Annotated in this window: 24 protein-coding genes; 17 read left to right on the forward strand and 7 right to left on the reverse strand. The window is 51.1% G+C overall.

Features of this window, described 5'->3' with window-relative positions; translation table 11 throughout:
* The first annotated feature begins 172 nt into the window (after positions 1 to 172).
* Entirely contained in the window at positions 173 to 931 is a 759-nt protein-coding gene (locus ATL17_RS04425) for a hypothetical protein (protein ID WP_133571546.1), read from the forward strand.
* Positions 932 to 1,185: 254 nt separating this feature from the next.
* Here the strand turns inward: ATL17_RS04425 and ATL17_RS04430 are convergent, their stop codons facing one another.
* Entirely contained in the window at positions 1,186 to 1,641 is a 456-nt protein-coding gene (locus tag ATL17_RS04430; RefSeq protein ID WP_133571547.1) for a GyrI-like domain-containing protein, read from the reverse strand.
* Between the two features lie 110 nt (positions 1,642 to 1,751).
* Between ATL17_RS04430 and ATL17_RS04435 the strand changes: the two genes are divergently transcribed.
* The 4 genes from ATL17_RS04435 to carB all read left to right on the forward strand — a co-directional run bounded on the left by ATL17_RS04435 (position 1,752) and on the right by carB (position 7,239).
* The gene (locus ATL17_RS04435) at positions 1,752 to 2,216 is read left to right on the forward strand and encodes a GNAT family N-acetyltransferase (RefSeq protein ID WP_133571548.1); all 465 of its coding nucleotides are present in this window, start codon (positions 1,752 to 1,754) and stop codon (positions 2,214 to 2,216) included.
* A gap of 28 nt (positions 2,217 to 2,244) precedes the next feature.
* Positions 2,245 to 2,841 carry a glutathione S-transferase N-terminal domain-containing protein gene (locus tag ATL17_RS04440; protein WP_133571549.1) on the forward strand — a complete coding sequence of 199 codons (597 nt, stop codon included), beginning with the start codon at positions 2,245 to 2,247 and terminating at the stop codon, positions 2,839 to 2,841.
* A 6-nt stretch (positions 2,842 to 2,847) separates the two neighbouring features.
* Positions 2,848 to 3,759: an aromatic amino acid exporter YddG gene (gene yddG / locus ATL17_RS04445; RefSeq protein WP_133571550.1), complete on the forward strand. Its 912-nt coding sequence runs from the start codon at positions 2,848 to 2,850 to the stop codon at positions 3,757 to 3,759.
* 168 nt (positions 3,760 to 3,927) lie between these two features.
* Positions 3,928 to 7,239, forward strand: a complete 3,312-nt coding sequence (gene carB / locus ATL17_RS04450; protein WP_133571551.1) for a carbamoyl-phosphate synthase large subunit — start codon at positions 3,928 to 3,930, stop codon at positions 7,237 to 7,239.
* 207 nt (positions 7,240 to 7,446) lie between these two features.
* On the opposite strand, the gene ATL17_RS04455 is transcribed toward carB, so the two are convergent.
* A complete protein-coding gene (locus ATL17_RS04455) occupies positions 7,447 to 7,671 on the reverse strand; it encodes a hypothetical protein (RefSeq protein ID WP_133571552.1) in 225 nt (74 codons plus the stop codon).
* Complete coding sequence (locus tag ATL17_RS04460) at positions 7,668 to 8,105, reverse strand: group III truncated hemoglobin (protein WP_133571553.1); 438 nt, start codon at positions 8,103 to 8,105, stop codon at positions 7,668 to 7,670. The genes ATL17_RS04455 and ATL17_RS04460 overlap by 4 nt, the downstream gene beginning before the upstream one ends.
* A gap of 100 nt (positions 8,106 to 8,205) precedes the next feature.
* Here ATL17_RS04460 and ATL17_RS04465 point away from each other — a divergent pair, with 100 nt between their 5' ends.
* The 6 genes from ATL17_RS04465 to ATL17_RS04490 all read left to right on the forward strand — a co-directional run bounded on the left by ATL17_RS04465 (position 8,206) and on the right by ATL17_RS04490 (position 12,918).
* On the forward strand, positions 8,206 to 8,658 hold the full coding sequence (locus tag ATL17_RS04465; protein WP_166638888.1) for an RrF2 family transcriptional regulator: 453 nt from the start codon (positions 8,206 to 8,208) through the stop codon (positions 8,656 to 8,658).
* Between the two features lie 198 nt (positions 8,659 to 8,856).
* Complete coding sequence (locus tag ATL17_RS04470) at positions 8,857 to 9,069, forward strand: cold-shock protein (RefSeq protein WP_133571555.1); 213 nt, start codon at positions 8,857 to 8,859, stop codon at positions 9,067 to 9,069.
* 234 nt (positions 9,070 to 9,303) lie between these two features.
* Entirely contained in the window at positions 9,304 to 9,777 is a 474-nt protein-coding gene (gene greA / locus ATL17_RS04475) for a transcription elongation factor GreA (RefSeq protein ID WP_133571556.1), read from the forward strand.
* Between the two features lie 155 nt (positions 9,778 to 9,932).
* Positions 9,933 to 10,886, forward strand: coding sequence for a thioredoxin-disulfide reductase (gene trxB / locus ATL17_RS04480; protein WP_133571557.1), 954 nt, complete (start codon positions 9,933 to 9,935; stop codon positions 10,884 to 10,886).
* Positions 10,886 to 11,782 carry a LysR family transcriptional regulator gene (locus ATL17_RS04485; RefSeq protein WP_166638889.1) on the forward strand — a complete coding sequence of 299 codons (897 nt, stop codon included), beginning with the start codon at positions 10,886 to 10,888 and terminating at the stop codon, positions 11,780 to 11,782. Before trxB ends, ATL17_RS04485 begins: the two co-directional genes overlap by 1 nt.
* Positions 11,783 to 12,285: 503 nt before the next feature.
* Positions 12,286 to 12,918, forward strand: coding sequence for a LysE family translocator (locus ATL17_RS04490; RefSeq protein WP_133571559.1), 633 nt, complete (start codon positions 12,286 to 12,288; stop codon positions 12,916 to 12,918).
* 241 nt (positions 12,919 to 13,159) lie between these two features.
* On the opposite strand, the gene ATL17_RS04495 is transcribed toward ATL17_RS04490, so the two are convergent.
* Together ATL17_RS04495 and msrP are read right to left on the reverse strand one after the other, a co-directional pair.
* A complete protein-coding gene (locus ATL17_RS04495; protein WP_166638890.1) occupies positions 13,160 to 13,915 on the reverse strand; it encodes an isocitrate lyase/PEP mutase family protein in 756 nt (251 codons plus the stop codon).
* Positions 13,916 to 14,294: 379 nt separating this feature from the next.
* Positions 14,295 to 15,263 carry a protein-methionine-sulfoxide reductase catalytic subunit MsrP gene (msrP, locus tag ATL17_RS04500; protein ID WP_133571561.1) on the reverse strand — a complete coding sequence of 323 codons (969 nt, stop codon included), beginning with the start codon at positions 15,261 to 15,263 and terminating at the stop codon, positions 14,295 to 14,297.
* 151 nt (positions 15,264 to 15,414) lie between these two features.
* On the opposite strand from msrP, the gene ATL17_RS04505 reads away from it, so the two are divergent.
* Together ATL17_RS04505 and ATL17_RS04510 are read left to right on the forward strand one after the other, a co-directional pair.
* Complete coding sequence (locus ATL17_RS04505; RefSeq protein WP_133571562.1) at positions 15,415 to 16,290, forward strand: ribokinase; 876 nt, start codon at positions 15,415 to 15,417, stop codon at positions 16,288 to 16,290.
* Entirely contained in the window at positions 16,287 to 17,231 is a 945-nt protein-coding gene (locus ATL17_RS04510; protein ID WP_133571563.1) for a nucleoside hydrolase, read from the forward strand. The genes ATL17_RS04505 and ATL17_RS04510 overlap by 4 nt, the downstream gene beginning before the upstream one ends.
* A gap of 65 nt (positions 17,232 to 17,296) precedes the next feature.
* Here the strand turns inward: ATL17_RS04510 and ATL17_RS04515 are convergent, their stop codons facing one another.
* Positions 17,297 to 18,499 (reverse strand): pyridoxal phosphate-dependent aminotransferase, encoded by a 1,203-nt coding sequence (locus tag ATL17_RS04515; RefSeq protein WP_133571564.1) that lies wholly within the window; start codon positions 18,497 to 18,499, stop codon positions 17,297 to 17,299.
* 255 nt (positions 18,500 to 18,754) lie between these two features.
* Between ATL17_RS04515 and ATL17_RS04520 the strand changes: the two genes are divergently transcribed.
* The 4 genes from ATL17_RS04520 (at position 18,755) to ATL17_RS04535 (ending at position 22,187) form a co-directional block, all read left to right on the forward strand.
* Positions 18,755 to 19,006, forward strand: a complete 252-nt coding sequence (locus tag ATL17_RS04520) for a hypothetical protein (protein WP_133571565.1) — start codon at positions 18,755 to 18,757, stop codon at positions 19,004 to 19,006.
* A 195-nt stretch (positions 19,007 to 19,201) separates the two neighbouring features.
* On the forward strand, positions 19,202 to 19,783 hold the full coding sequence (locus ATL17_RS04525; protein ID WP_133571566.1) for a Spy/CpxP family protein refolding chaperone: 582 nt from the start codon (positions 19,202 to 19,204) through the stop codon (positions 19,781 to 19,783).
* 227 nt (positions 19,784 to 20,010) lie between these two features.
* Positions 20,011 to 21,237: an aminotransferase class V-fold PLP-dependent enzyme gene (locus tag ATL17_RS04530; RefSeq protein ID WP_133571567.1), complete on the forward strand. Its 1,227-nt coding sequence runs from the start codon at positions 20,011 to 20,013 to the stop codon at positions 21,235 to 21,237.
* Between the two features lie 29 nt (positions 21,238 to 21,266).
* A complete protein-coding gene (locus tag ATL17_RS04535) occupies positions 21,267 to 22,187 on the forward strand; it encodes a DMT family transporter (RefSeq protein ID WP_133571568.1) in 921 nt (306 codons plus the stop codon).
* Here the strand turns inward: ATL17_RS04535 and ATL17_RS04540 are convergent.
* The gene (locus ATL17_RS04540; protein WP_166638891.1) at positions 22,182 to 22,583 is read right to left on the reverse strand and encodes a DUF2147 domain-containing protein; all 402 of its coding nucleotides are present in this window, start codon (positions 22,581 to 22,583) and stop codon (positions 22,182 to 22,184) included. The two genes, ATL17_RS04535 and ATL17_RS04540, sit on opposite strands and share 6 nt — an antisense overlap.
* Positions 22,584 to 22,650 lie beyond the last annotated feature (67 nt).

The following is a 22,650-nucleotide window of genomic DNA, read 5'->3' on the forward strand; positions in this document are numbered from 1 at the left end:
ACTTCCAGCATTGTTAAATGTGTCATGTGTCCAATTCGGCTGAAAGGTCAAAATTGCGCAACATGTAAAGATAGAACTAACCGCCACCCCCAACTTGCATTTCGGCCACACTGAAAGCGGATTGATTAGAGAATACATATTCAATGGAAATAGATCATTTGGTAGGAGCCCCGTGAAAAATTTGATAACGTTTTTGGATACCCCTGCGAACTCTCACGCAAAAGAATCTATCTTAATGCACAGGCTATTCTTGGACGTCAAAACGAGCGCGGCGAGACACGGTTACTACCTAAACACGTACTTTGATACAGTGGATCATGACGGCTTTGATGTCATATTCGACGATCAGGATAACCTGATAAAAACGCAGCTAAAGTCCGTCCGCTCAGATGCCAAAACGCGACAATGGAAAATCAGAAAGAGTGTGATGAGACCGGCACTAGAGGTTGCCGAGGACCTAGGTTTTGAGTTTTCTCCCGAAGGAGTTGGTGTAGGTGGCGGCGCATTGCTCATGAGATATGGAGAAGAGAACAATGAAATTGTGGCGCAATACTATTATACCGATGCCTATATAATGTCAGCCTTCCAATGCAATTTAATCCAATACAATCACAGCGCTAGCAAAAAGGCTATACAATCATGTCTCACGAAATTGCATCAAGACTCTGGATCGGGAATGCTAACGGTTCCAAAGCCAGCCTTTTTGAAGGTCAAGGATACGGACAGTCTCCTAGCACTCATGCAATTGCATGGGCCAATCAGTTCTTCTTGGTCGGAAAATCTCGTTGCACTCAGTTCTTATATAAATGGTCACAGAAAGCTGGATGACCTACCTTCTCCTCCGACGAAATTGAGAGAGCACATTTGGAATGAAATCGTAATGTTAATCGATCAACGAAAATTGACCCACGGTGCGTTTGATCAGGATTAGAAATTGGAAACGCTAACAGTCTTTGTTGAGAATGTAGTCCTTGATTTGAGCGATTGAAATGGACGCTTTTGTCTGGCAGCAGCATTAGATCGCATATCAATCAACCTCTATCCAACTGCAACGACAGTCCCATTTGAAGGAACATTCACAAACCACATCAACGCCCTTTCTGATGCAATATGTCTCAACTCTGCACCAAAAACTGCTTTTCCACACACCGAGTCTCAAATCTGAGACAGTTTGAGACATAAATCTCACTCCACGCCAATCTGCAGTTCAATATCGTTTGTGTCAGCTTCCGGCCCATCCCAACGATGATAAACTTCGCGGCAATCATCGATCATGGTGAGGCCATTTTGTTTGATATAGCCCATCATCGGGTCATACCCCTTCGCGGCCAAATCTTTAATCGGCCCCGCATAATGGCTGGTCACTGCCGAAATCTGTTCATAGGCATGAATGGTCAGATCACCTTCATAGGCTTCCGCATTGGCAATCGGCAATGCAATGGTCAGGGTAAAAGGTATGCTCATATCTTGAGACATATTTGTATATTGAAACACGGTCGGCCCAACCACTTGCAGTCCAAACCGTGCCACCGCATCCGCGATCAACGCATTTGCCTGTTCCGCTTTTTCCGGAATGGTTGAAATGGTCGCCTCATTCACCACGCAAATGGCTTTAAACGCCTCAATCTTTTGCACCTTCATGCCGCCGCTCCTGTTCAATGCAAAATGGCCATATCCATTGCGATTGCCCGCAACTTCGATTACCACTTTATTGAACTCAACCCTGCCCACAAGCCAATTCAGGTCTTTCCATGCCGCAGCTCTCCATTCGCCCCGCCATTCGTGACGATATTGCAACAATTTTGGCCCTCTCCATCGGCGGCAACGCCCCCGGCCGAGCCATTATTGATGATGCGGATGACGCACAGAATGATGAATATCAGCGCGCTTTCGACCTGATAGAGCAAGACCCGAACAATCTGTTTTTCATCGCAGAATTGGCGGGTGAAAAAGTGGGCTGCATGCAAATCAATTTGTTGCAAGGCTTGGCCGGCCGCGGTCGCAAACGTGCCCAATTGGAAGGCGTGCACATTCGCGCAGATCATCGCGGCAAAGGCTTGGGCGGTGAAATGATTGAGTGGGCCATTGCCTTCGCCAAATCAAAAGGCGCTGGCATGGTGCAACTCACCTCGTCAAAAAATCGACCAGATGCCCACCGTTTTTATGAACGCTTGGGCTTTGATCGCTCGCATGAAGGTTTTAAATTGTCGCTCTGATTGCGCTTTATTTTAAAGGATTGTGTTGATGAAACTTTTGGTCTCCCACGCTTCACCCTATGCCCGCAAATGCCGCGTCACCGCGCTTGAAAAGGGCATCACGAACCTTGAAGAAGTGCATGTTAGCCCGCTAGATGAGCCGGAAAAATTGAACCATCTCAATCCACTAGGCAAAATTCCCTGCTTGATCTATGGCGAAAACAAAACCTTGTTCGACAGCCCGGTGATCTGCGCTTATTTCGATGAAATGGGCGAAGGCCCACGCCTCATGCCTAAAGAAGGCGAAGCCCATTGGGCCATGCGCCGCCATGAAGCATTGTTCGATGGGCTGCTGGACAGTGCGTTGGGCATCGTTGTGGATTTGCGCAAACCTGAACAGCAACAATCAGAACAATGGCAGCAACGCTGGGGATGCGCTATTGATCGGGCCTTGTCCCAAGGCCAAAACGAGCTGGACAAAATCGAAGGTGACATCTCCGCTGCGCAAATCGCGTTGGGCTGTGCCATCGGCTATCTAGAGTTTCGCCTCGGCAAACATGATTGGCTCGCCCCTTACCCCTATTTGCGCGAATGGTATGAGACGTTTAACCAGCGCCCCTCCATGCAAGCCACCTTGCCGAAGTAAATATAGATGACCCGCGGCCAAGCCACCCTGATTGGGGCGAGCACCATCATCAATTTCGCGTTTCTCACGCTGTTCACCGCAGCAAGCGGTGCTGTGCCGCCATTTCAATTGTCGGCAATGGCCTTCACCGTGGGCGCATTGGTTGGCGCGGTCAACTGGGTTAAAAACCCCAGCGCCATCAAACAACTCCGGCAACCGGCACTGGTTTGGTTGATCGGGGTCACAGGCCTATTTGGCTATCACTTCTTTTATTTCACCGCCTTGCGCAATGCACCGCCAGTGGAAGCAGCATTGATCAATTATCTCTGGCCGTTGCTGATCGTTGTCTTTTCTGCCCTGCTGCCGGGCGAAAAGTTGAAGCCGCATCACATTGTTGGCGCCCTGCTTGGGCTTGGCGGCGCCATTCTGATCGTCACCAAAGCCAAAGGCATCACTGTCGCGCCAGAACATGCCTTTGGGTATTTGATGGGCCTTTGCGCGGCCTTGGCCTGGTCCAGCTATTCTGTGCTGTCGCGCCGCGTTGCCCACGTGCCCACCAACGCCGTCACCGGTTTTTGCGCCGCCACTGCCCTTTTATCTTTGATCTGCCATTTGGTTTGGGAACAAACGGTGTGGCCGGAAGATCTTGGCCAATGGCTTGCCATTTTGGGCATGGGCCTCGGCCCGCTGGGCTCTGCCTTTTACACATGGGACATCGGCATGAAAAAAGGCGACATCCAATTGCTTGGCGCTGGCGCTTATATGGTGCCCCTTTTGGCCACGTTGATTATGATCGCCTTTGGCTTCAGCCAACTCACCTGGGTGGTGGGCGTAGCTTGTTTGCTGATCACCTTTGGCGCGCTCATCGCGGCCAAAGATTTAATCCGTCGCAAAAAGCCGATGCCGCAGCCCCCGGCAACCGATCCAACAGTGGACTAATTTGCTTCAATCTGGCCAAAAGTTAAATTATTTAAATTTTCTTGGCCAATGGGGTTTCCCTTTTGGATTTTTCGGCCTAAAACGCCCGCTTAGCCACATATTTATGAATCGCAACCCGGCGCTTTGGACCCTTGCAAGCCAAAGCGCTGCATGATGCCGAGTGATGCTATGCCAAAACGTGAAGATATCTCCTCCATTCTTATTGTCGGTGCCGGACCTATTATTATTGGTCAGGCCTGCGAATTTGACTATTCAGGCACACAAGCCTGTAAGGCCCTAAAGGCGGAGGGATACCGCATTATTTTGGTCAACTCCAACCCGGCCACCATCATGACCGATCCGGACATGGCGGACGCCACTTACATGGAGCCAATCACCCCCGAAGTGGTAGCCAAAATCATCGAGAAGGAACGCCCCGATGCGATTCTGCCAACGATGGGTGGCCAAACCGCACTGAACTGCGCTTTGTCTTTGCGCAAAATGGGCGTGCTGGAAAAATATAATGTGGAAATGATCGGCGCGACGGCGGAAGCCATCGACAAAGCGGAAGACCGCGAATTGTTCCGCGCCGCTATGGATAAGATCGGGTTGGAAACAGCCAAATCCATGTTGGCCCACAACATTACTGAAGCGATGGAAGCACTCGAATTTGTTGGCTTGCCAGCCATCATTCGCCCGTCCTTCACCATGGGTGGCACAGGCGGTGGTGTGGCGTATAACCGCGAAGAATATCTCTCCATTGTTGAAGCTGGCATTGACGCCTCCCCAACCAACGAAGTGTTGGTGGAAGAAAGCATCATCGGCTGGAAAGAATATGAGATGGAAGTTGTCCGCGATAAAAAGGACAATTGCATCATCATCTGTTCAATCGAAAACATCGATCCAATGGGCGTGCATACGGGCGACAGCATCACCGTGGCCCCGGCCCTCACATTGACCGATAAAGAATATCAAATCATGCGCGACGCCTCATTGGCCGTTCTGCGCGAAATTGGCGTGGAAACAGGCGGCTCAAACGTACAGTTCGCGGTGAACCCTGCTGACGGCCGTTTGATCGTGATCGAAATGAACCCGCGTGTATCGCGTTCATCTGCATTGGCCTCCAAGGCAACAGGCTTCCCAATCGCTAAAGTGGCTGCGCGTCTAGCGGTTGGCTACACGTTGGACGAGCTTGAAAACGACATCACAGGCGGCGCAACACCAGCCAGCTTCGAACCAAGCATCGATTATGTGGTCACCAAAATCCCACGCTTTGCGTTCGAAAAATTCCCTGGCTCAGACCGTCGCCTCACCACAGCCATGAAATCTGTGGGTGAAGCCATGGCCATTGGCCGCACCTTCCAGGAAAGCTTCCAAAAAGCATTACGTTCATTGGAAACAGGCCTATCTGGCTTCAACGAAATCGACATTAAAGGCCTTGGCTCTGGCGACGACAAAAACGCCGTGCGCGCGGCCTTGGGCACCCCAACGCCAGATCGTATTTTGGTGGTGGCACAAGCCATGCGTTTGGGCTTTGACGACGAGTTTATTTTCCGCGCCTGCGCCATTGACCCTTGGGTGCTGGAGCAAATTCGCGGCATCGTTGAGATGGAAGAAAAGGTCAAAGCTTACGGCTTGCCTGAAACCGCATCGCAAATGCGCAAGCTGAAAAGCATGGGCTTCTCTGATGCGCGCTTGGCTGATCTTTCTGGCAAAAAGCCACGCGAGATCAAAGCCATCCGCGACCAATTGGATGTGCACCCAGTCTATAAGCGCATCGACACTTGCGCCGCCGAATTCGCCTCACCAACTGCTTATATGTACTCAACATATGAGACACCTTTTGCAGGCGAATTGGTGAACGAAGCCGAGCCAAGCGATCGCAAAAAGATCGTGATTTTGGGCGGTGGTCCAAACCGGATCGGTCAAGGTATTGAGTTTGACTATTGCTGCTGTCACGCCTCATTCGCTTGCGCAGATGCAGGCTATGAAACCATCATGGTCAACTGTAATCCGGAAACGGTTTCCACCGACTATGACACATCTGACCGCCTCTATTTCGAGCCATTGACGAAAGAAGATGTGCTGGAAATTTTGCGCACCGAACAGTCTAAAGGCACTTTGGCTGGCGTGATCGTTCAGTTCGGTGGTCAAACACCACTTGGCCTTGCCAACGACATTAAACGCGCTGGCTTCCCAATTTTGGGCACACAGCCTGAGCAAATTGATTTGGCGGAAGACCGGGATCACTTCAAAAAACTATTGAATGATCTTGAGTTGACCCAGCCATCAAACGGCATTGCCCACTCGCTTGAACAAGCACGGATTGTTGCGGAAAATATTTCGTATCCATTGGTTATTCGCCCATCCAACGTACTGGGTGGCCGCGCCATGGTGATTGCGCACAATTCAGATGAGTTTGAAGATTATGTGCAAGGCACCCTCACCGAGTTGGTGCCACCCCACATCCGTCAAAAATATCCAAACGACAAAACAGGCCAAATCAACTCCGTGTTGGCAGAAGGCCCCTTGTTGTTCGATAGCTATTTGGGCGGCGCAATTGAAATTGACGTGGATGCATTGTGCGATGGCAAGGATGTGTTCGTGGCAGGCATTATGGAGCACATTGAAGAAGCTGGTGTTCACTCAGGGGACAGTGCTTGCTCCTTACCGCCACGCTCGCTGAGCCCAGAGGTGATTGAAGAGATCAAGCGCCAAACCCGCGAATTGGCCTTGGCCTTGAATGTGGGCGGCTTGATGAACGTGCAGTTCGCACTCAAAGATGATCAGCTCTATGTGTTGGAAGTGAACCCACGTGCTTCACGTACAGTGCCATTTGTGGCCAAAGTGATTGGCATGCCCGTTGCGGCCATCGCGTCTCGCATCATGGCAGGCGAAAGCTTGGCCAGCTTTGATTTGAAAGAGCGTGAGCTGAAGCATATTGCGGTTAAAGAAGCGGTATTCCCCTTTGCACGCTTCCCTGGCGTCGACACCGTGTTGGGCCCAGAAATGCGCTCAACAGGTGAAGTGATCGGCATGGATAAAGACTATGCGATTGCCTTCGCGAAAAGCCAGCTTGGCGGCGGCACCAAAGTGCCTAAAGAAGGCACTGTGTTCGTATCTGTCCGCGATCAGGACAAAGCAGCCATTTTGTCGTCTATTCAGAAGCTGCAAGAAGTGGGCTTCAAAGTCATCGCCACCAGTGGCACTAAGCGCTTCCTCACTGAGAATGGCGTGGAATGCGAAAAGGTGAATAAGGTGCTTGAAGGTCGCCCACATATTGTGGACGCCATGAAAAACGGCCAAGTGCAATTGGTGATCAACACAACTGAAGGGGCACAAGCCCTGCGCGACAGCCGCGATTTGCGCCGCACAGCATTGTTGAACAAGATCCCATATTACACAACCATCGCAGGGGCGATCGCAGCAGTTGAAGGCATTGTCGCCTACTCAACTGACAATTTGCAGGTCACATCTGTGCAGGATTATTTCGCGGCCTAATCTGCGAAAGACCGACTAAAATGGACAGTGGGCAGCCCGACCAATAGGCTGCCCACTTTTTTTGCGCGCACAAACCAACGGCGTGAGATCTTTAAAGGGCGCCTGTTAGTGCAAACCATGCCCATATATATAAGGGCATGGGCGCAAATCCCCAGAGCAGCATCCAGGGAGCGAGAAGGAGAAATCGACGAAAAAGAGTGGGCCTCATCATCCAATCTCCCCTAAAATATAGAGCATGGTCACAACCACCAGCACGGCTTTCCAAAACCAAAATCCGGTTTTGGCTGCAAGGATGAATTGACGCCCAACAGGGTCATTACTCAGCGCAATCTGCGGCTCGGCAAAATGCTTTCGTTCAGAAAACACAACCACCACAAATATACCCATCATCAAAACCGTCAGGCCCATAAAGGCGTAAACCACAAACATCATGGTCTTGCTCCTAAATCTTCATCCGGGTCATAAAACATGCCCATCATCAAACTCCGGGCAATATTTCGCGCCCGGTCTTTAAAAAAGGCTTTGGCTTCGGGGCTGGGGGCAACCTCGTCTAGATTTTCATCAAATAGCCGCAGCCAAATCGTAAAATGCTCTTTCGTTACGTTCTTCAGTTTCAAATGTGCTGGCATTGGCCGACCATGATATTCACCGGTCTTGAGCGCAATTGCTCGCCAAAATTGCTTCATCTTCACCAGGTGAACCGCCCATTGATCTTGAATCACTTGATCAAAAATCGGCCCCAACTCCGGGTCATTGCGCACCTTGGTGTAAAATCCATCCACCATTTCCGAGACAAAATCAGCATCAATGCCATAAGCATTGGCTTGCCGCCGATAATTCTCCCGATGCACTTCTGCAAAACTCATTTGAAACAATCTCCAAAAGATGTATATTAAATGCATCTTTACAACATCAAGCCAAAAACGCAACCTTGAATTTGGCCAAATCGACAAAGTGAGACAATTTGTGCATCTGACGTCACAAACAGACTATTCCCTTCGCCTTTTGATGTTGTTGGGCATGGTTGCCCCTAAAAAAATGACCATCTCTCAGGTCGCCAATATTTTGCAGTTGAAGAAAAACCATCTGACCAAGATCGTGCATCATCTCTCAAAGCACGAAATTTTGAACACCAGCAGAGGTAAAACTGGCGGCATCAGCTTAAGTGAAGTGGCACACGACAAAACAATCGCAGAGTTGATCAGAATATCCGAGCCTAATTTTTCCCTTGTTGAATGCCTTGACCGTCAACAATGTAGCTGCGAATTTTCCGGATATTGCGAGCTGACGGGGCTTTTTACTTCTGCACGCTCCGCTTTTTTTGATGTGCTAAGCGATAAAACGCTCGGGGATATTTTAAACAATAAAAAGAAAACATCACCGTTACTAAGTAAAAGAATTATTTCCGAAAACTTGTAAAATTTTATTCGCATGCCCCTTCCGTTTTGACTTGAAAATGTCACAAATAAATCTTAACGTTCTCAAATCGACTATTGGCCGAACGACCTGGCCGGAGCTACCTCCGCGAACGACACCGTTTCTACCAACATCGATTACAGCCCTGGTGCAATCGATGCATTGGGGAAACTGGCACTAAATTCGCGAAAGGAATACAAAATGCCTCAAGGTACCGTTAAATGGTTCAACACCCAAAAAGGCTATGGCTTCATTCAACCTGACGATGGCGGCAACGATGTGTTTGTGCACATTTCAGCTGTTCAAAAAGCAGGCATGGCGCAGTTGGACGAAGGTCAAAAATTGTCTTACGAAATCTTGCAAGACAAGCGCTCAGGCAAATCATCAGCTGGTGAGCTTGTAGCTGCTGACTAATTTGGCAATCTGCCAGATTTATGCCACCATTGATTGATTAGGGTGGCAACACCACATTTGATCGCGGCTTGCCAAACGGCCAGTCGCGATTATAAATTAAACAAATAGATATATGCGGCTCCACATGAAGGGGCCGATTTTTCGTTTAGCGACCGTTTGCAACAGACCATTTTGGTAGGGCTTGCCCGGCCAGAACTAGATTTGTGTAAGCGCAACTAAAAGGATGTGAGCTTTATGGACAAAATCCCTATGACCGTTTCCGGTCACCAGGCCTTGCGCGATGAATTGACCAATCGCTTGTCGGTTGAACGCCCGCGCATCATCCAAGATATTTCTGAAGCGCGCGCCCATGGCGACCTGTCAGAAAACGCCGAATATCATGCGGCTAAGGAACAGCAAAGCCTCAATGAAGGGCGCATTCAAGAACTAGAGAGCATTCTAGCGCTTGCAGATGTCATTGATGTGTCAAAACTTGGCGGCGAAACCATTAAGTTTGGTGCCACTGTTTTGTTGATTGACGAAGATACAGAGCAGGAAAAAACCTACCAAATCGTAGGTGACCCTGAGGCAGATGCCAGCGCAGGCCGAATCTCTATCTCCTCTCCAATTTCCCGCGCCCTGATCGGCAAGGAAGTTGGCGACAGCGTTGAAGTGTCTGCCCCTGGCGGCGCACGCTCTTATGAAATTTTGGAAGTGAAATACATCTAATCTTTCACAAATCGTGAGACAAATTGCCCCGGCTTTACCAAAAGCCGGGGTTTTCTTTTCTCTTTTTGTGAAAGCTGTCCCACGCCTTCTTGCAACTGCCCCGCGCCTTACCTAATCTATAGCCAACATTAATATTCTAAGAGAAGGTTGCGCATATGCACGCTCCTGTCATGATCATTGGCTCCGGCCCTGCTGGCTACTCAGCCGCAATTTACGCCGCTCGCGCCATGCTCGAACCTGTGGTCATTCAAGGCATCCAGCCTGGTGGCCAGCTCACCATCACCACAGAAGTTGAAAACTATCCCGGCTTTGCTGAAATGATTCAGGGTCCGTGGTTGATGGAACAGATGAAAGCCCAAGCCGAAGCAATGGGCACCAAAACGGTGACCGATACCATTGTGAATGTGGATTTGGACAAACGTCCCTTCACCCTTACTGGCGATAGCGGCACCATCTACACCTGCGACAGCTTGATCATTGCCACTGGCGCGCAAGCCAAATGGCTTGGCATCCCGTCAGAACAAGCCTTCCAAGGCTTTGGCGTGTCAGCCTGCGCCACATGTGACGGTTTTTTCTATCGCGACAAACACGTCATTGTAGTTGGCGGCGGCAACACCGCTGTTGAAGAAGCCCTCTTCCTCACCAACTTCGCTTCAAAAGTGACTGTTGTGCACCGTCGCGATTCTTTCCGCGCGGAAAAAATCTTGCAGCAACGTCTGTTCAAAAATGAAAAGATCGAAGTCATTTGGGATAGCGAGTTGGAAGAAGTCACAGGCACTGACGGTATTCCTAAATCAGTTACTGGCGCTAAGATCAAAAATCGCAATACTGGCGAGGTCACTGAAATGGATGTGGATGGCGTCTTCATCGCCATCGGCCACGCACCAGCCACAAGCTTGTTTGAAGGCAAGTTGGAAATGAAGCATGGCGGCTATTTGGTCACCGCACCAGACAGCACAGCCACAAACGTACCCGGCGTTTATGCCGCTGGCGACGTCACCGACGACATTTACCGTCAGGCCGTCACTGCTGCGGGCATGGGCTGCATGGCCGCATTGGAAGCCGAAAAGTTCTTGGCTGCGCAAGAAGTTGCCGAGGCTGCTGAATAATGGCCATTGATTGGGACCGCCTGCGCATTTTTCATGTCGTAGCCGAAGCCGGCAGCTTCACCCATGCGGGTGAACGCTTGGGCATGAGCCAGTCGGCGGTCTCCCGTCAAATCTCCTCTTTGGAAGATAGTTTGGGCCTCAAGCTTTTCATCCGCCATGCCCGCGGCTTGGTGATGACAGAGGTGGGCGAGCAATTGTTCCGCACCGCCCACCGCATGGCATGGGAGCTGCAATCGGTTGAAGCACAAATGACCGAAAGTCAGGACATGCCGTCCGGCCCGCTTCTGGTCACCACCACAGTGGGTTTTGGTTCCACATGGCTCACCTCGCGTATTGATGAGTTCTTGGACCGCTATCCAACCATTCAGCTTGAAATCAAATTGAACGATTCTGAGTTGGACCTAGCTATGCGTGAAGCGGATGTCGCCATCCGTTTGCACCGTCCAAATCAATCTGAACTGATTCAACGCAAATTGTTCACGGTGCATTTCCACCTATATGCTGCCACTTCCTATTTGGAAAAGTTCGGCATCCCCAAATGTGTCGACGATTTGGACAATCACCGCATTGTTACATTCGGGAATCCAAGCCCCGAATATCTTGGTGACGTGAATTATTTGGAGCGTTTGGGCCGCCCAGAAAACAATCCACGCCAGCCAATCTTGCGCGTTAATGCGATTTACGGCATGATGCAGGCCGCGCGTGAAGGCATTGGCATCGCGATGTTGCCAGATTATATCACTGAGGGCGAACCAAGCCTTGTTCAGGTACTCGATGATGTGGAAACCCCTGAATTTGAAACATATTTTGTTTACCCTCCTGCGTTAAAAGCATCAAAACGAGTCGGCGTTTTCCGCGACTTTTTGGTGTCCAAAGCACGCGATTGGGCCTTCTAAAATCACCCCAAAAACCTTCCATGCACATGGCGCATAGCTGATATGCGCAATTAACAATTGCTAAACCAAGCAGCCATGTGCATAACGCGCCTCAAGAAAAGCGACACACACAGTTGTTCCTCCTCCCTCAACTGCGTCGCTATTCCCTCCTTGTAAGAGGTTTCCTCTTGAATTCTTTAGCCCCATCTTCGGATGGGGCTTTTTTTTTATTTTCGCACCCAAATTTCAGCCATGCATTTAGCGCATACCCCATATGCGCCGAACCCTATTGGCAAAATCAGTCCTATGCGCCATATAGGGGTCATAACGTGATGACAACGTCCTCCTCCTCCCAAGTTGTCAGATCGTTTTTTAGGCAGACACCGTCCCTCCTCCCTCGATGTCTGCCCAACTTATTCAAAGACCTCGCCACCTCCTCCCGGCGAGGTCTTTTTTTTGCGCTTAAACATTGCGTAAAATTCAAAGCGGCATTAAGCCAAATATATCGGATGGGAGAATGCGATATGGCTTGGTCAGAAATCATCACCTTTACCTTTGTTGCCACATTATTGGTGATCTCACCTGGCCCCAATGGCGTACTGATCGCTAAAACCGTGCCCACATCAGGCCGCGCCGCCGGCTTTGCCAATGTGCTTGGCTTCATCACCGCCTTTTATTTGCACGGCGCACTGTCCATCCTCGGCATTTCCCTGCTGCTGGTGCAATCAGCCTTCGCCTTCACCTTGATCAAATATATCGGCGCCGCATATTTGTGCTGGTTGGGCATCAAATCCCTGATCGCGGCATTTAAAGGCATCGCGCCTGCAACCAACATAGCACCTGCTCGTCACAAGCGCACCCTGTTCAAGGCCTATTTGGAGGGCCTGTTCACCAACGCGCTTAATCCCAAAGTGTCGATGTTTTACCTTGCGGCCTTCCCGCAATTCATCACGCCGGGCGAAACCGCGTTGAGCACATCATTTTTGCTGATCTTTATTCACTCAACCCTGAATGCCATCTGGTTCGGCCTGATGGTCATTCTATTCTCAGGGCTCACCAAGTTCGCCCGCAATGGCAATTTCCAGCGCTGGCTTAAAGGTGTCACAGGAACTGTGTTTATTGCTTTTGGTATAAAGCTGGCCAGCTTCCGGCCATAGGCGCAAAACCATCGCCCACCTACAAGCACCCATGCAAAAGGCGCACGGCTCTTATGCGCAGCCAACGCTTGTAATATAGAGCGCCATATCCCATATCACCGATATAAGAGTTGAGCGCGTACTTCTCCTCCCAACGGGCAACACTCTTCAGAGCAAAGCAGACAACGTCCCTCCTCCCTCGTGGTCTGCAAAAACTTTTAAGACCTCGCCTCCCTCCCGGCGAGGTCTTTTTTTTATGCCCTCAAACAATCTGACGCTGCCGAAAGTCCGCCATCGCATCCAAAATCGGTTTTGGTCCAAAGCTGATCCGCCGCACCCCAAGCGCTGCCATTTTGGCAATATCCATATTGGGGTCGAGGCTCATAATATTAAGCGGCATATCCACTTCTTGGCAGAGGGTGGCGATCATCGCTTCATTGTCCAAATTGGGCACAAAGAATCCATCCGCACCCGCGCGTTGATATATCTTCGCCCGCGCGACCGCCTGTTCACCCAAATGCTCCAAATCATCAGTCGGTTTGGCTTGCATAAATATGTCGGTGCGCGCATTGATAAAGAGAGCAATGCCTAAATCATCCGCCACATGCCGCACAGTTTGAATGCGGTTTACTTGATCCTCCAAGCTATAAAGCCCGTCACCACCCACAATCTGATCTTCAAAATTGACGCCAACAATGCCAGTGCGCAGAAACTGCTCCGCGCTGGCCCGCAATTGACGCAAGTCAGATGCATATCCAGCCTCAAAATCTGCCGTTACCGGCACATCCACATGCGTCGCAATGCAGTGCACAATCTGCGCCGCAAATGCCAAGGGCATCTCTTCCCCATCCTCAAAGCCATGCGCTTTTGCAATGGCCCAACTGCTGGTGCCCACCGCCGGCGCACCCGCCTCAGCCAAGCTGCCCGCGCCCATTGCATCCCAAACATTATAAAGCACCAGTGGCGCTTCAGCATGATGCAAGTCCCTAAATTGTTCTGCTTTATGTTTCTGGCTCATTTTCTGCTCCCGCAAATTAAATCTAATGGCCAAATCACTAGGGCAGAACAAACCTGCGCGCCGCCTCATTTCGGGCGTCTATTCTAAAAACAACCACCCATGCAAAAACTGCATCCCTCCTATGCGCATTAAGGTCTTGTAAATCATAGGGGTCGGGGGCATATACACAGACATAAGAGTTGAGAACGTTACCTCCTCCCAACGAACTCAGCTCTCATAAGAACAGCAAACACGTCCCTCCTCCCTCGATGTTTGCTGTACCGATTAAGGCTTCGCATCGCGGGGCCTTTTTTGGTTTTAGGGGAAGTTTTTGTCTGCATTGCACAAAAAAAGGGCCTGCATTTATGCAAGCCCCTTCCCCGTTATCTTTTGCTTTCCATCAGCGATAAAGCGCATCGCCTAAATCTTCCATGCCCGTATAAAGGCTAGCCACCTGCTCGCCATAGCCATTGAACAATTGTGTCGGCACCCGCTCGCCCGTGTGCAACACCCGCTCTGTCGCTTGGCTCCAACGTGGGTGCGGCACTTCCGGGTTCACATTGGCCCAAAAGCCATATTCACGCGCCTGCAGTTGCTCCCAAAAGCTCACAGGCCGCTCATCGGTGAAGGTAAATTTGACGATCGATTTGATGGATTTAAAGCCATATTTCCACGGCAGCGCCAAGCGCAACGGCGCGCCCATTTGGTCAGCCACCACTTTGCCATAAGCACCCACCACCAAAAACGCCAAATCATTATTGGCTTCTTCCATGGTCACGCCTTCAACATAAGGCCACGGATACCATGGTTGGGTCTTAATTCCCCGCGCAACGCCTGGGTCGTTGAACGTTTCCATCCGCACATATTTCGCATCAGATGTGGGCGCAGCCATTTCCACCAGCTTGCGCAACGGAAAGCCGATCCATGGCACAGTCATCGACCAAGCCTCCACGCAGCGGTGGCGATAGAGCCGCTCTTCCAGCGTCATCTTGGCCATCAGCTCATCAATATCAATCTTGATCGGTTTTTCCACCATGCCATCAATGGTGATTTCCCATGGCCTTGGCTCCAACGCTTGCGCAGCGCTGGCAATTTCTTTGTGCGAGCCAAATTCATAGAAATTATTGTAATTGAGATTCACATCTTCTGGCGTCAGGTCGCGGTCCAGTGTAAAGGCCTCATTCTTCGCCGCCTCCAACGCAGCGCGACCTTCCTGCGCAAAGGCCTTAGAAATGTTTAAGCCACCGCTTGCCGCAATCGCGCCAGCAGCCAAGCCACCAGCCATGATTTGCCGCCGATTGAGAAACACCGCCTCCGGGGTGGCATCAGCTTCCTTGAGTTGCCAGCTTGGCGTTTTGCGAATATGCATAATTCAGTCTCCCATTTGCGCTTTTGCCAGTTAAAACTGGTTTGCGCTCACGGGCAAATGATCAAATGTAAAATCCCCGTGAGGTTGATTGAAATAATTTTTGACCATTTGGTTAAATTATATATGATCGGCCAAAAAGATAAGGTTGGATATGAGCATCATCAATTTCGGGTCAATCAATATTGACTATGTGCACCGCGTGCCCCACTTCCCCCAACCGGGCGAAACATTGGCGGCCACCTCATTTGAAAAAGGCTTGGGCGGCAAAGGTGCCAACCAATCCATCGCCATCGCCCGCGCAAATGGCAGCGTCAAACATTTCGGCGCCATCGGTCAGGATGATGGTTGGGTGCTTGAACTGTTAAAAGATGCTGGTGTCGACATTGAAAAAGTCGCCGTCACCGAAACCCCAACCGGCCATGCCATCATCTATGTAGATGATAGCGGCGAAAACAATATCGTCCTGAACGGCGGAGCCAACCAAAACTTCTCAGACGCGGCAATCGACGATGCTCTAGCCGATGCCACCTCGAGCGATTGGCTGCTCTTTCAAAATGAAACCAACAATGTTGATCACGCCCTGAAAGTCGCGCAGCAGCACGGCATGAAAATCGCTTACGCCGCCGCCCCATTTGACGCCCAACGCGCCGCCAGCATCATCCCGCATGTGGATTTGATCGCGGTCAATGAAATTGAGGCCCAACAATTGGCGCAAGCGTCCGGCAAGCCCATCGATCAGCTCGAGTGCGACTATATTCTGGTCACCAAAGGCGAAAAAGGCGCAGAACTGCGCACGCCATCCGGCACCTTCACCAGCACCAGCTTTAAGGTGGACGCCATCGACACAACCGGCGCGGGCGACACTTTCCTCGGCTTTTTCTTGGCTGAGTTGGATAAAGGCACAGACCCAGAAAAAGCTCTTAAAATCGCAAGCGCTGCCAGCGCCATCCAAGTCACCCGCTTGGGCGCCGCCAGCGCCATTCCCACCTATGACGAAGTTCAAAACTTTTTGGAGACCCATTCATGAGCCAACATAAAATCATTCTTGATACGGACCCGGGCATCGACGATGCGATGGCCATCCACCACATCTATGCCGACCCACGCATCGAATTGCTGGGCATGACCACCATTTTCGGCAACGTGCCGGTCACCACTGCCACCCGCAACGCCTTGCATTTGGCTGAAATGGTGGGCGCAAAAACCCCTGTGGCTGAGGGCGCAAAAGTGCCGTTGGTGCAAACACCAAACCCACATGCGGATTTTGTGCACGGCGTTGAAGGATTCGGCGATTATCCGCGCACCAATCCAAAAACAGAAAAAGACCCGCGCAGCGCCGCAGAGTTTCTATGTGAAATGACCGCCGCACAGCCAGGTGAAATCACCATTTGCGCCGTTGGCCCGCTCACCAATTTGGCCCTTGCGTTGGAGCATGATCCAGCCATCGCCAAAAACGTGAAAAATGTAGTGATCATGGGCGGCGCCGTTGATGCCCCCGGCAATGTGACCGAATTTGCTGAAGCCAACATTTGGAACGATCCACACGCTGCTCAAAAAGTGTTTGATGCTGAATGGGACGTCACCCTTGTTGGCCTTGATGTGACGCAAAAAATCGTCTGCACCTTGGACGACTTTGCAAAAGTCAGCGAAAGCTCGCCAGAAATCGGCAAATTCTTGAGCCAGATTTCCACCTACTACATCAATTTCTATGTGAACAATGTTGGCCTTCAAGGCTGTGCCCTGCACGATCCGGCCGCCATCATCGCGTTGACGGATCCTGAATTGTTCACCACCAAACATGTGCCGCTCAACACCATCCCCGATGGCAATGAAGTGGGCAACACGGTAGAATTGGCCGACGGCAACCGCCGCGTACATGTGTGCTCGGCTGCTGACAGCGAAGGCGTGCGCAAAGTGTTCCTCGACACCCTCGCCAACGCCGACGCCCGCAAAGCGGCACGCCAATAACCAAACAAAAACCCCTCCCCAAACTGGGGAGGGGTTTAAAGATCAATCCACTTGATCGACCAACCTTATTTCAAACCCTTGCAATAGGCTTCAATCCGGTTGCAGGCTTGCTCAAGCTCCGGCAACGACAAAGCATAAGACACGCGGAAGTGCGGCGACAGGCCATAAGCCCCGCCATGCACACTGGCCACATTCTGCTCCGCCAATAGCCCCATCACAAAGTCCTCATCATTTTCGATCACTTTGCCATCCGCGCGGGTTTTGCCAATAAATGCCCCGCATGACGGGTAAACGTAAAACGCACCGTCCGGTGTCAGGCAGTCAATGCCGTCGATCTGGTTCAAACGCTCAACAACAAAGTCGCGCCGCGCATTAAACGCATCGCGCCATTCAGCCAAAAAGCTCTGATCCCCTTCCAGCGCTTCCACGCTGGCCCATTGGGCAATCGAACACGCGTTAGACGTAGATTGCCCCTGCAGCTTGTTCATCGCTTTGATCAACCAGCTCGGTCCGGTGCAATAACCAATCCGCCAGCCAGTCATGGCATAGGCTTTGGACACGCCATTCATGGTCACCACTCGGTCCTGCAAATCCGGCGCAACTTCCGCCATGGTCACAAATTTGGTGTCGCCATAAACTAGGTGCTCATAAATATCGTCCATCAGCACCAGCACATGCGGATATTTCCGCAACACGTCAGCCAGCGCTTTCATTTCATCCGCGCTATAAACCGCACCTGTCGGGTTGGACGGGCTGTTCAGCAAAAGCCAAACCGTTTTGTCAGTGATCGCATCTTCCAATTGCTGCGGCGTGATTTTAAAGCCCTGTGACGCATCCGCCTGCACAATAATCGGCGTTGCCCCGGCCAGGCTGATGATCTCCGGGTAAGACACCCAGAATGGAGCAGGCACAATCGCCTCATCGCCCTCGTCCAATGTCGCCATCAGTGCATTATAAATGATCTGCTTGCCGCCTGTGGCCACAAAGCAATCAGCCGGATCGGTCTTGATATTATTGTCGCGCTCAAATTTGCGGGCAATCGCCGCCTTCAATTCTGGAATACCACTTGCTGCGGTGTAACGGGTCTTGCCCTCATCCATCGCGCGGGCAGCTGCATCACGAATCGGCTTGGGCGTATCAAAATCGGGCTCACCAGCGCTCAAAGCGATCACATCATCGCCGGCTGCTTTCTTTTCCAGCGCCAATTGCGAAATCGCCATAGAGGCGGAAGGTTTGATACGACGCAATGCAGCAGAGATTTTTTCCATCTTTTGTGGGCCTTTTATAGATCTTATTTGTTTAAGTTACGCCAGAATAAAGCTTTTTAGCTTCGGCGTGCAGTGAGGAGAACTCGCGTTCCGTTCGGGATTGAACCAATTTCGTTGCAGTTTGGCAACGCATATTTTGTTAAGCTTTGTGGCGGTCACAAATTAGCCTAAATTTCTGCCGGAATTTTTCTTATTTCACTCAAAATTTTCCCGCACTTGGACCGCATATTCGTTTCTGTTCAAAGGAGCGATGACATGAAAAAGCAATCTAAAATCCTAACAGCCCTCACCATAGGATTTGGCCTATTCTTAAGCGCAGGGGCTGTAGCCAGTCCGGCTCTCGCGGCAACTGACCATCCTGCAGATCAAGTTGCCCTTGGTATCATCATTCCCGCGCTTGTCATCTGTCTGGCCATAATCGTTGAACTCTGGCGGACAACAGCAGCTCCCAAGCGGCGCACCTCCCCCGTGCGTACGCAGGAAAACAAAAACCGGTCCAGCAAATAACTCCCCCTCCAAAGCGGTTTTTGTTTTGGCCAGCCCTTTCGTAAAAGGGCTGGTTTTTTAATGCCTTATCGCAATTTTCAGTCCCTATATTACCAAACTTACCAAATTGTCATCTAATGGAAAACTTCCCGCAAGCTGCAGTTTCTTATCTTCAATCTCGATCAGACGGACACCCCGATCGAAAGGAAGATCACCATGAAAAAGTTCTCAACTCTCGCCCTCGCTACAGCGTTGGTTGGCACCCTCTCTGTTTCTGCTTTGGCTCCGGTTGCCGCCTATGCCGACAATCACGGCGACGGCAAACGCGCTGAACAAAAGCATAAAGGCAAAAAAGGCGGCCAACATCGCATGGTTCGCGGCGGCCACGGCTTCTTGGACATGGTGTGCGCACCTGAAGGCACCGAAAAAGCTGGCGAACGCTTGGATAAAATGGCCGAACGTTTGCAACTCACTGCTGATCAAACCGAAGCGTTCAACGCGCTGAAAGCAGCAGTGACGGAAGCCCAAACTGACGCGGCTGATGCCTGTGCGCCATTAAAAGAAACCAAGCCAGCCACTCCGGTGGAAGGCATGGAAAAACGCCAGGCCATGATGCAGTTGCAACTTGATGCCATGAGCCAAATCACCCCGGCCTTCGCTGACTTTTATGACAGCTTGAGCGACGAGCAAAAAGCTGAGCTCAACAAAAAAGGCCCAAAAGGCGAGCGTGGCGAACATGGCCCGAAGCATCGTGGTGATCAGGACAATGATGATGACGAGGATGACAGCGACGCATAATTACCCGTAAGTGGCGCTGTCGCTGGCGGCCCAAACGTGCCCCTGGGCTGCCAGCACCTCTCCCGCATAATCTCACCCCGGCAGCGCACTTTCTCTCCCATGGGTCGACCACATAAATATTTGTGGGCGACCCATCAATATTTTCAATGGCCCACAGGGCATGTTTCCGGCTTGCCAATCATCCAATCCCCCGATACCAATTTGGTACAACCAAAAGGGGGACGATCATGAATCTGCCAATCAATCCAGCAACATTTCGAGCACACTTTCCTGCATTTGAAGAGGAAAGCCTCAATGGCTGGGCATTTTTCGAAAATGCCGGTGGCTCCTATATGTGCCAGCAGGTGATTGATCGCTACAATCATTATTACACAGCCCATAAATTGCAGCCCTATGGCCAATATCCAGCCTCAAAAGAAGCAGGCAACGAAATGGATGAAGGCCATGATGCCTTGGCCCGTTTGCTCAATGTCGATGTAAGCTGGATTCACTTCGGCCCCTCCACAACGGCGAACACCTACACATTGGCCCATGCTTTTGGCCAAATGCTCAAGGCTGGCGATGCGATCATTGTCACCAATCAGGACCATGAAGCCAACACAGGCGCGGTCCGCCGCATGGCTGCCGAAAAAGGGTTGGAAGTGCGCGAGTGGAAGGTCAACCCATCCACAGGGTCGCTTGAGTTTGCGACCTTCGAAAATCTGCTCGACGACAAAGTGAAACTCATCACGTTCCCACACGCCTCCAACATTGTGGGCGAAATCAATCCAGTCGCAGAAGTGTGCGCCGCCGCCAAAAAAGTTGGGGCCAAAACCATTGTGGATGGTGTCGCCTATGCGCCGCACTCCATGCCCGACCTCTCGGCGTTGGGCGCAGATATTTATCTGTTCTCTACCTACAAAACATTCGGCCCGCACCAAGGCTTGATGGCCATTGATCCTGCCTTGGCGGAGCAATTGCCCAACCAAGGCCATTTCTTCAACGATGGTTTGCCGCGCAAACGCTTGGTGCCTGCCGGGCCAGACCACGCGCAAATCGCCGCCAGCGCCGGCATTGCCGCCTATTTCGACGACATTGCTGAAGAACTAAATATCGCAGCGCCCAACAAAAATGAGCGCAAATTGTTCAGCGCCCTGCGCGAGCAAGAAACAGCCTTGCTGGCTCCTTTGATGGATTATCTGAAATCCTCCAATAAAGTGCGCCTTGTCGGCACCGATGATTTGGATGCACGGGTGCCCACCATTTCTATGATTTGCGAAAAGCAGGGCTTGGAACTGGCCCGCGATTTGGCGGAACATAAAATCATGGCCGCTGGCGGTCATTTCTATGTATATCGCTTGATGGAAGGCATGGATATCGACCCGAACCATGGCGTCTTGCGCACATCGTTCGTTCATTATACCAATGAGGCCGAAATCCAACAATTGATCAGCGCCCTCGATCAGGTGCTCTGACGAACCTTTCCAAAAAGTAGGACCTTGCTATGCCCCGCTCCTTGGCGACTGTCATTATGCTTATTGCCACCATGGTGTGGGGCTTTGCGTTCATCGCGCAAAAGTCCGCAATGGATTCCATGGGGCCACTCACCTTTTTGGCCTCACGCTATCTGCTGGGCGGCATCGTTATTCTGCCTTTGGCGTGGTTCGAGCATAAGCGCCAAGCTGAGCCCATTTCCAAACGCGCTTGGGGGTTGATTTTCATCCTCAGCGCCGCCTTCTTCTTGGGCTCTTGGTTGCAGCAAGCGGGCTTGCTCACCGCCACGGTCACCAATGCAGGCTTCCTCACTGGCCTATATGTGTTCTTTGTGCCGTTCATTCTGACGCTCTTTTTCCGTCAAAAACTACACTATATCGTGTGGGTTTGCGCCCCGCTGGCCCTCCTCGGCCTGTATTTATTGAATGGCGCTCGCCTCGACAATTTTGTGGTCGGTGATTTCCTTGTGATGAGCAGTGCCATTTTCTGGGCTGTGCATGTGATGCTGCTGGGTTACACCGCGGCCCTCACCAAGCGCCCAATCACCGTGTCCGCAGTCGTCTTTATCCTTGCAGGTCTCTATAGCCTTGGCGGCGGCTTCGCGCTCGAAACCGTTAGCCTTGAAGTGCTACAATTGGGTTGGAAAGAGATCGTTTATGCGGGTCTACTCTCAACCGCAGTGGGCTTCACCTTGCAAGCCATCGGCCAGCAACATGTGCCTGCGGCCAATGCCGCCATCATCTTGTCAGGTGAAAGTCTTTTCGCCGCCATTGGCGCCGCCCTTGTGTTGGGCGAACGCCTGAGCATGGTCGGCTATATGGGCGCATTCTTGATTTTCTTGGCCATCGTGTTGGTTGAAACTGTGCCCATCATACAGGCCAAACGGGAAAAGAAGCACCCGATCGACCCGGTCACCAATCTCGAATTATAAATCGGAAAACTTGTCGAGGGTCACTTCCTCGCACCAGATCAGCATGCAGGCATCCACTTTCAACTTATCAGGCGAAAGCTGGGTCACATTGCCACGAATAGTGTGCCCACGCAGAGTGATTTTGCCGCGCCATTTATTCTCTGACCGCTTAGGCAATTCTGAAAACAAATAAGTGCCAATCAATTGCTTATTTTCAGCATTTTGGTGTTCAGGTTGAATCCAGTCCACAATGCCGCAAAGCTTGGTATTGTCATCACCGCAATAGGTGATTTTATAGCGAGATTCTTTGTTCGCTGGCTGCCAAATGCCTTCGGGGGACATATCCTGCGCCGAAGCAGCACCGGCTGAAAATAGACCCAAAAGGCCTGCAAAAATAACTGTTTTTAAATTGCGCATTGAATGCTCCTTGTTCATGCGCCGCCCGCACATAGCTCATTACATAGGGATCATGGCGCGAATGTGA

The sequence above is a fragment of the Maritalea mobilis genome (genome assembly GCF_004363175.1).
GTDB lineage: Bacteria > Pseudomonadota > Alphaproteobacteria > Rhizobiales > Devosiaceae > Maritalea > Maritalea mobilis.

What these genes read in the sequence shown, in the direction of transcription:
- ATL17_RS04430 (WP_133571547.1), bottom strand. Translation starts at nt 1,641, where the DNA reads ATGAAGGTGCAAAAGATTGAGGCGTTTAAAGCCATTTGCGTGGTGAAT.
- ATL17_RS04435 (WP_133571548.1), top strand. Translation starts at nt 1,752, where the DNA reads ATGCCGCAGCTCTCCATTCGCCCCGCCATTCGTGACGATATTGCAACA.
- ATL17_RS04440 (WP_133571549.1), top strand. Translation starts at nt 2,245, where the DNA reads ATGAAACTTTTGGTCTCCCACGCTTCACCCTATGCCCGCAAATGCCGC.
- yddG (WP_133571550.1), top strand. Translation starts at nt 2,848, where the DNA reads ATGACCCGCGGCCAAGCCACCCTGATTGGGGCGAGCACCATCATCAAT.
- carB (WP_133571551.1), top strand. Translation starts at nt 3,928, where the DNA reads ATGCCAAAACGTGAAGATATCTCCTCCATTCTTATTGTCGGTGCCGGA.
- ATL17_RS04455 (WP_133571552.1), bottom strand. Translation starts at nt 7,671, where the DNA reads ATGATGTTTGTGGTTTACGCCTTTATGGGCCTGACGGTTTTGATGATG.
- ATL17_RS04460 (WP_133571553.1), bottom strand. Translation starts at nt 8,105, where the DNA reads ATGAGTTTTGCAGAAGTGCATCGGGAGAATTATCGGCGGCAAGCCAAT.
- ATL17_RS04470 (WP_133571555.1), top strand. Translation starts at nt 8,857, where the DNA reads ATGCCTCAAGGTACCGTTAAATGGTTCAACACCCAAAAAGGCTATGGC.
- greA (WP_133571556.1), top strand. Translation starts at nt 9,304, where the DNA reads ATGGACAAAATCCCTATGACCGTTTCCGGTCACCAGGCCTTGCGCGAT.
- trxB (WP_133571557.1), top strand. Translation starts at nt 9,933, where the DNA reads ATGCACGCTCCTGTCATGATCATTGGCTCCGGCCCTGCTGGCTACTCA.
- ATL17_RS04485 (WP_166638889.1), top strand. Translation starts at nt 10,886, where the DNA reads ATGGCCATTGATTGGGACCGCCTGCGCATTTTTCATGTCGTAGCCGAA.
- ATL17_RS04490 (WP_133571559.1), top strand. Translation starts at nt 12,286, where the DNA reads ATGGCTTGGTCAGAAATCATCACCTTTACCTTTGTTGCCACATTATTG.
- ATL17_RS04495 (WP_166638890.1), bottom strand. Translation starts at nt 13,915, where the DNA reads ATGAGCCAGAAACATAAAGCAGAACAATTTAGGGACTTGCATCATGCT.
- msrP (WP_133571561.1), bottom strand. Translation starts at nt 15,263, where the DNA reads ATGCATATTCGCAAAACGCCAAGCTGGCAACTCAAGGAAGCTGATGCC.
- ATL17_RS04505 (WP_133571562.1), top strand. Translation starts at nt 15,415, where the DNA reads ATGAGCATCATCAATTTCGGGTCAATCAATATTGACTATGTGCACCGC.
- ATL17_RS04510 (WP_133571563.1), top strand. Translation starts at nt 16,287, where the DNA reads ATGAGCCAACATAAAATCATTCTTGATACGGACCCGGGCATCGACGAT.
- ATL17_RS04515 (WP_133571564.1), bottom strand. Translation starts at nt 18,499, where the DNA reads ATGGAAAAAATCTCTGCTGCATTGCGTCGTATCAAACCTTCCGCCTCT.
- ATL17_RS04520 (WP_133571565.1), top strand. Translation starts at nt 18,755, where the DNA reads ATGAAAAAGCAATCTAAAATCCTAACAGCCCTCACCATAGGATTTGGC.
- ATL17_RS04525 (WP_133571566.1), top strand. Translation starts at nt 19,202, where the DNA reads ATGAAAAAGTTCTCAACTCTCGCCCTCGCTACAGCGTTGGTTGGCACC.
- ATL17_RS04530 (WP_133571567.1), top strand. Translation starts at nt 20,011, where the DNA reads ATGAATCTGCCAATCAATCCAGCAACATTTCGAGCACACTTTCCTGCA.
- ATL17_RS04535 (WP_133571568.1), top strand. Translation starts at nt 21,267, where the DNA reads ATGCCCCGCTCCTTGGCGACTGTCATTATGCTTATTGCCACCATGGTG.
- ATL17_RS04540 (WP_166638891.1), bottom strand. Translation starts at nt 22,583, where the DNA reads ATGCGCAATTTAAAAACAGTTATTTTTGCAGGCCTTTTGGGTCTATTT.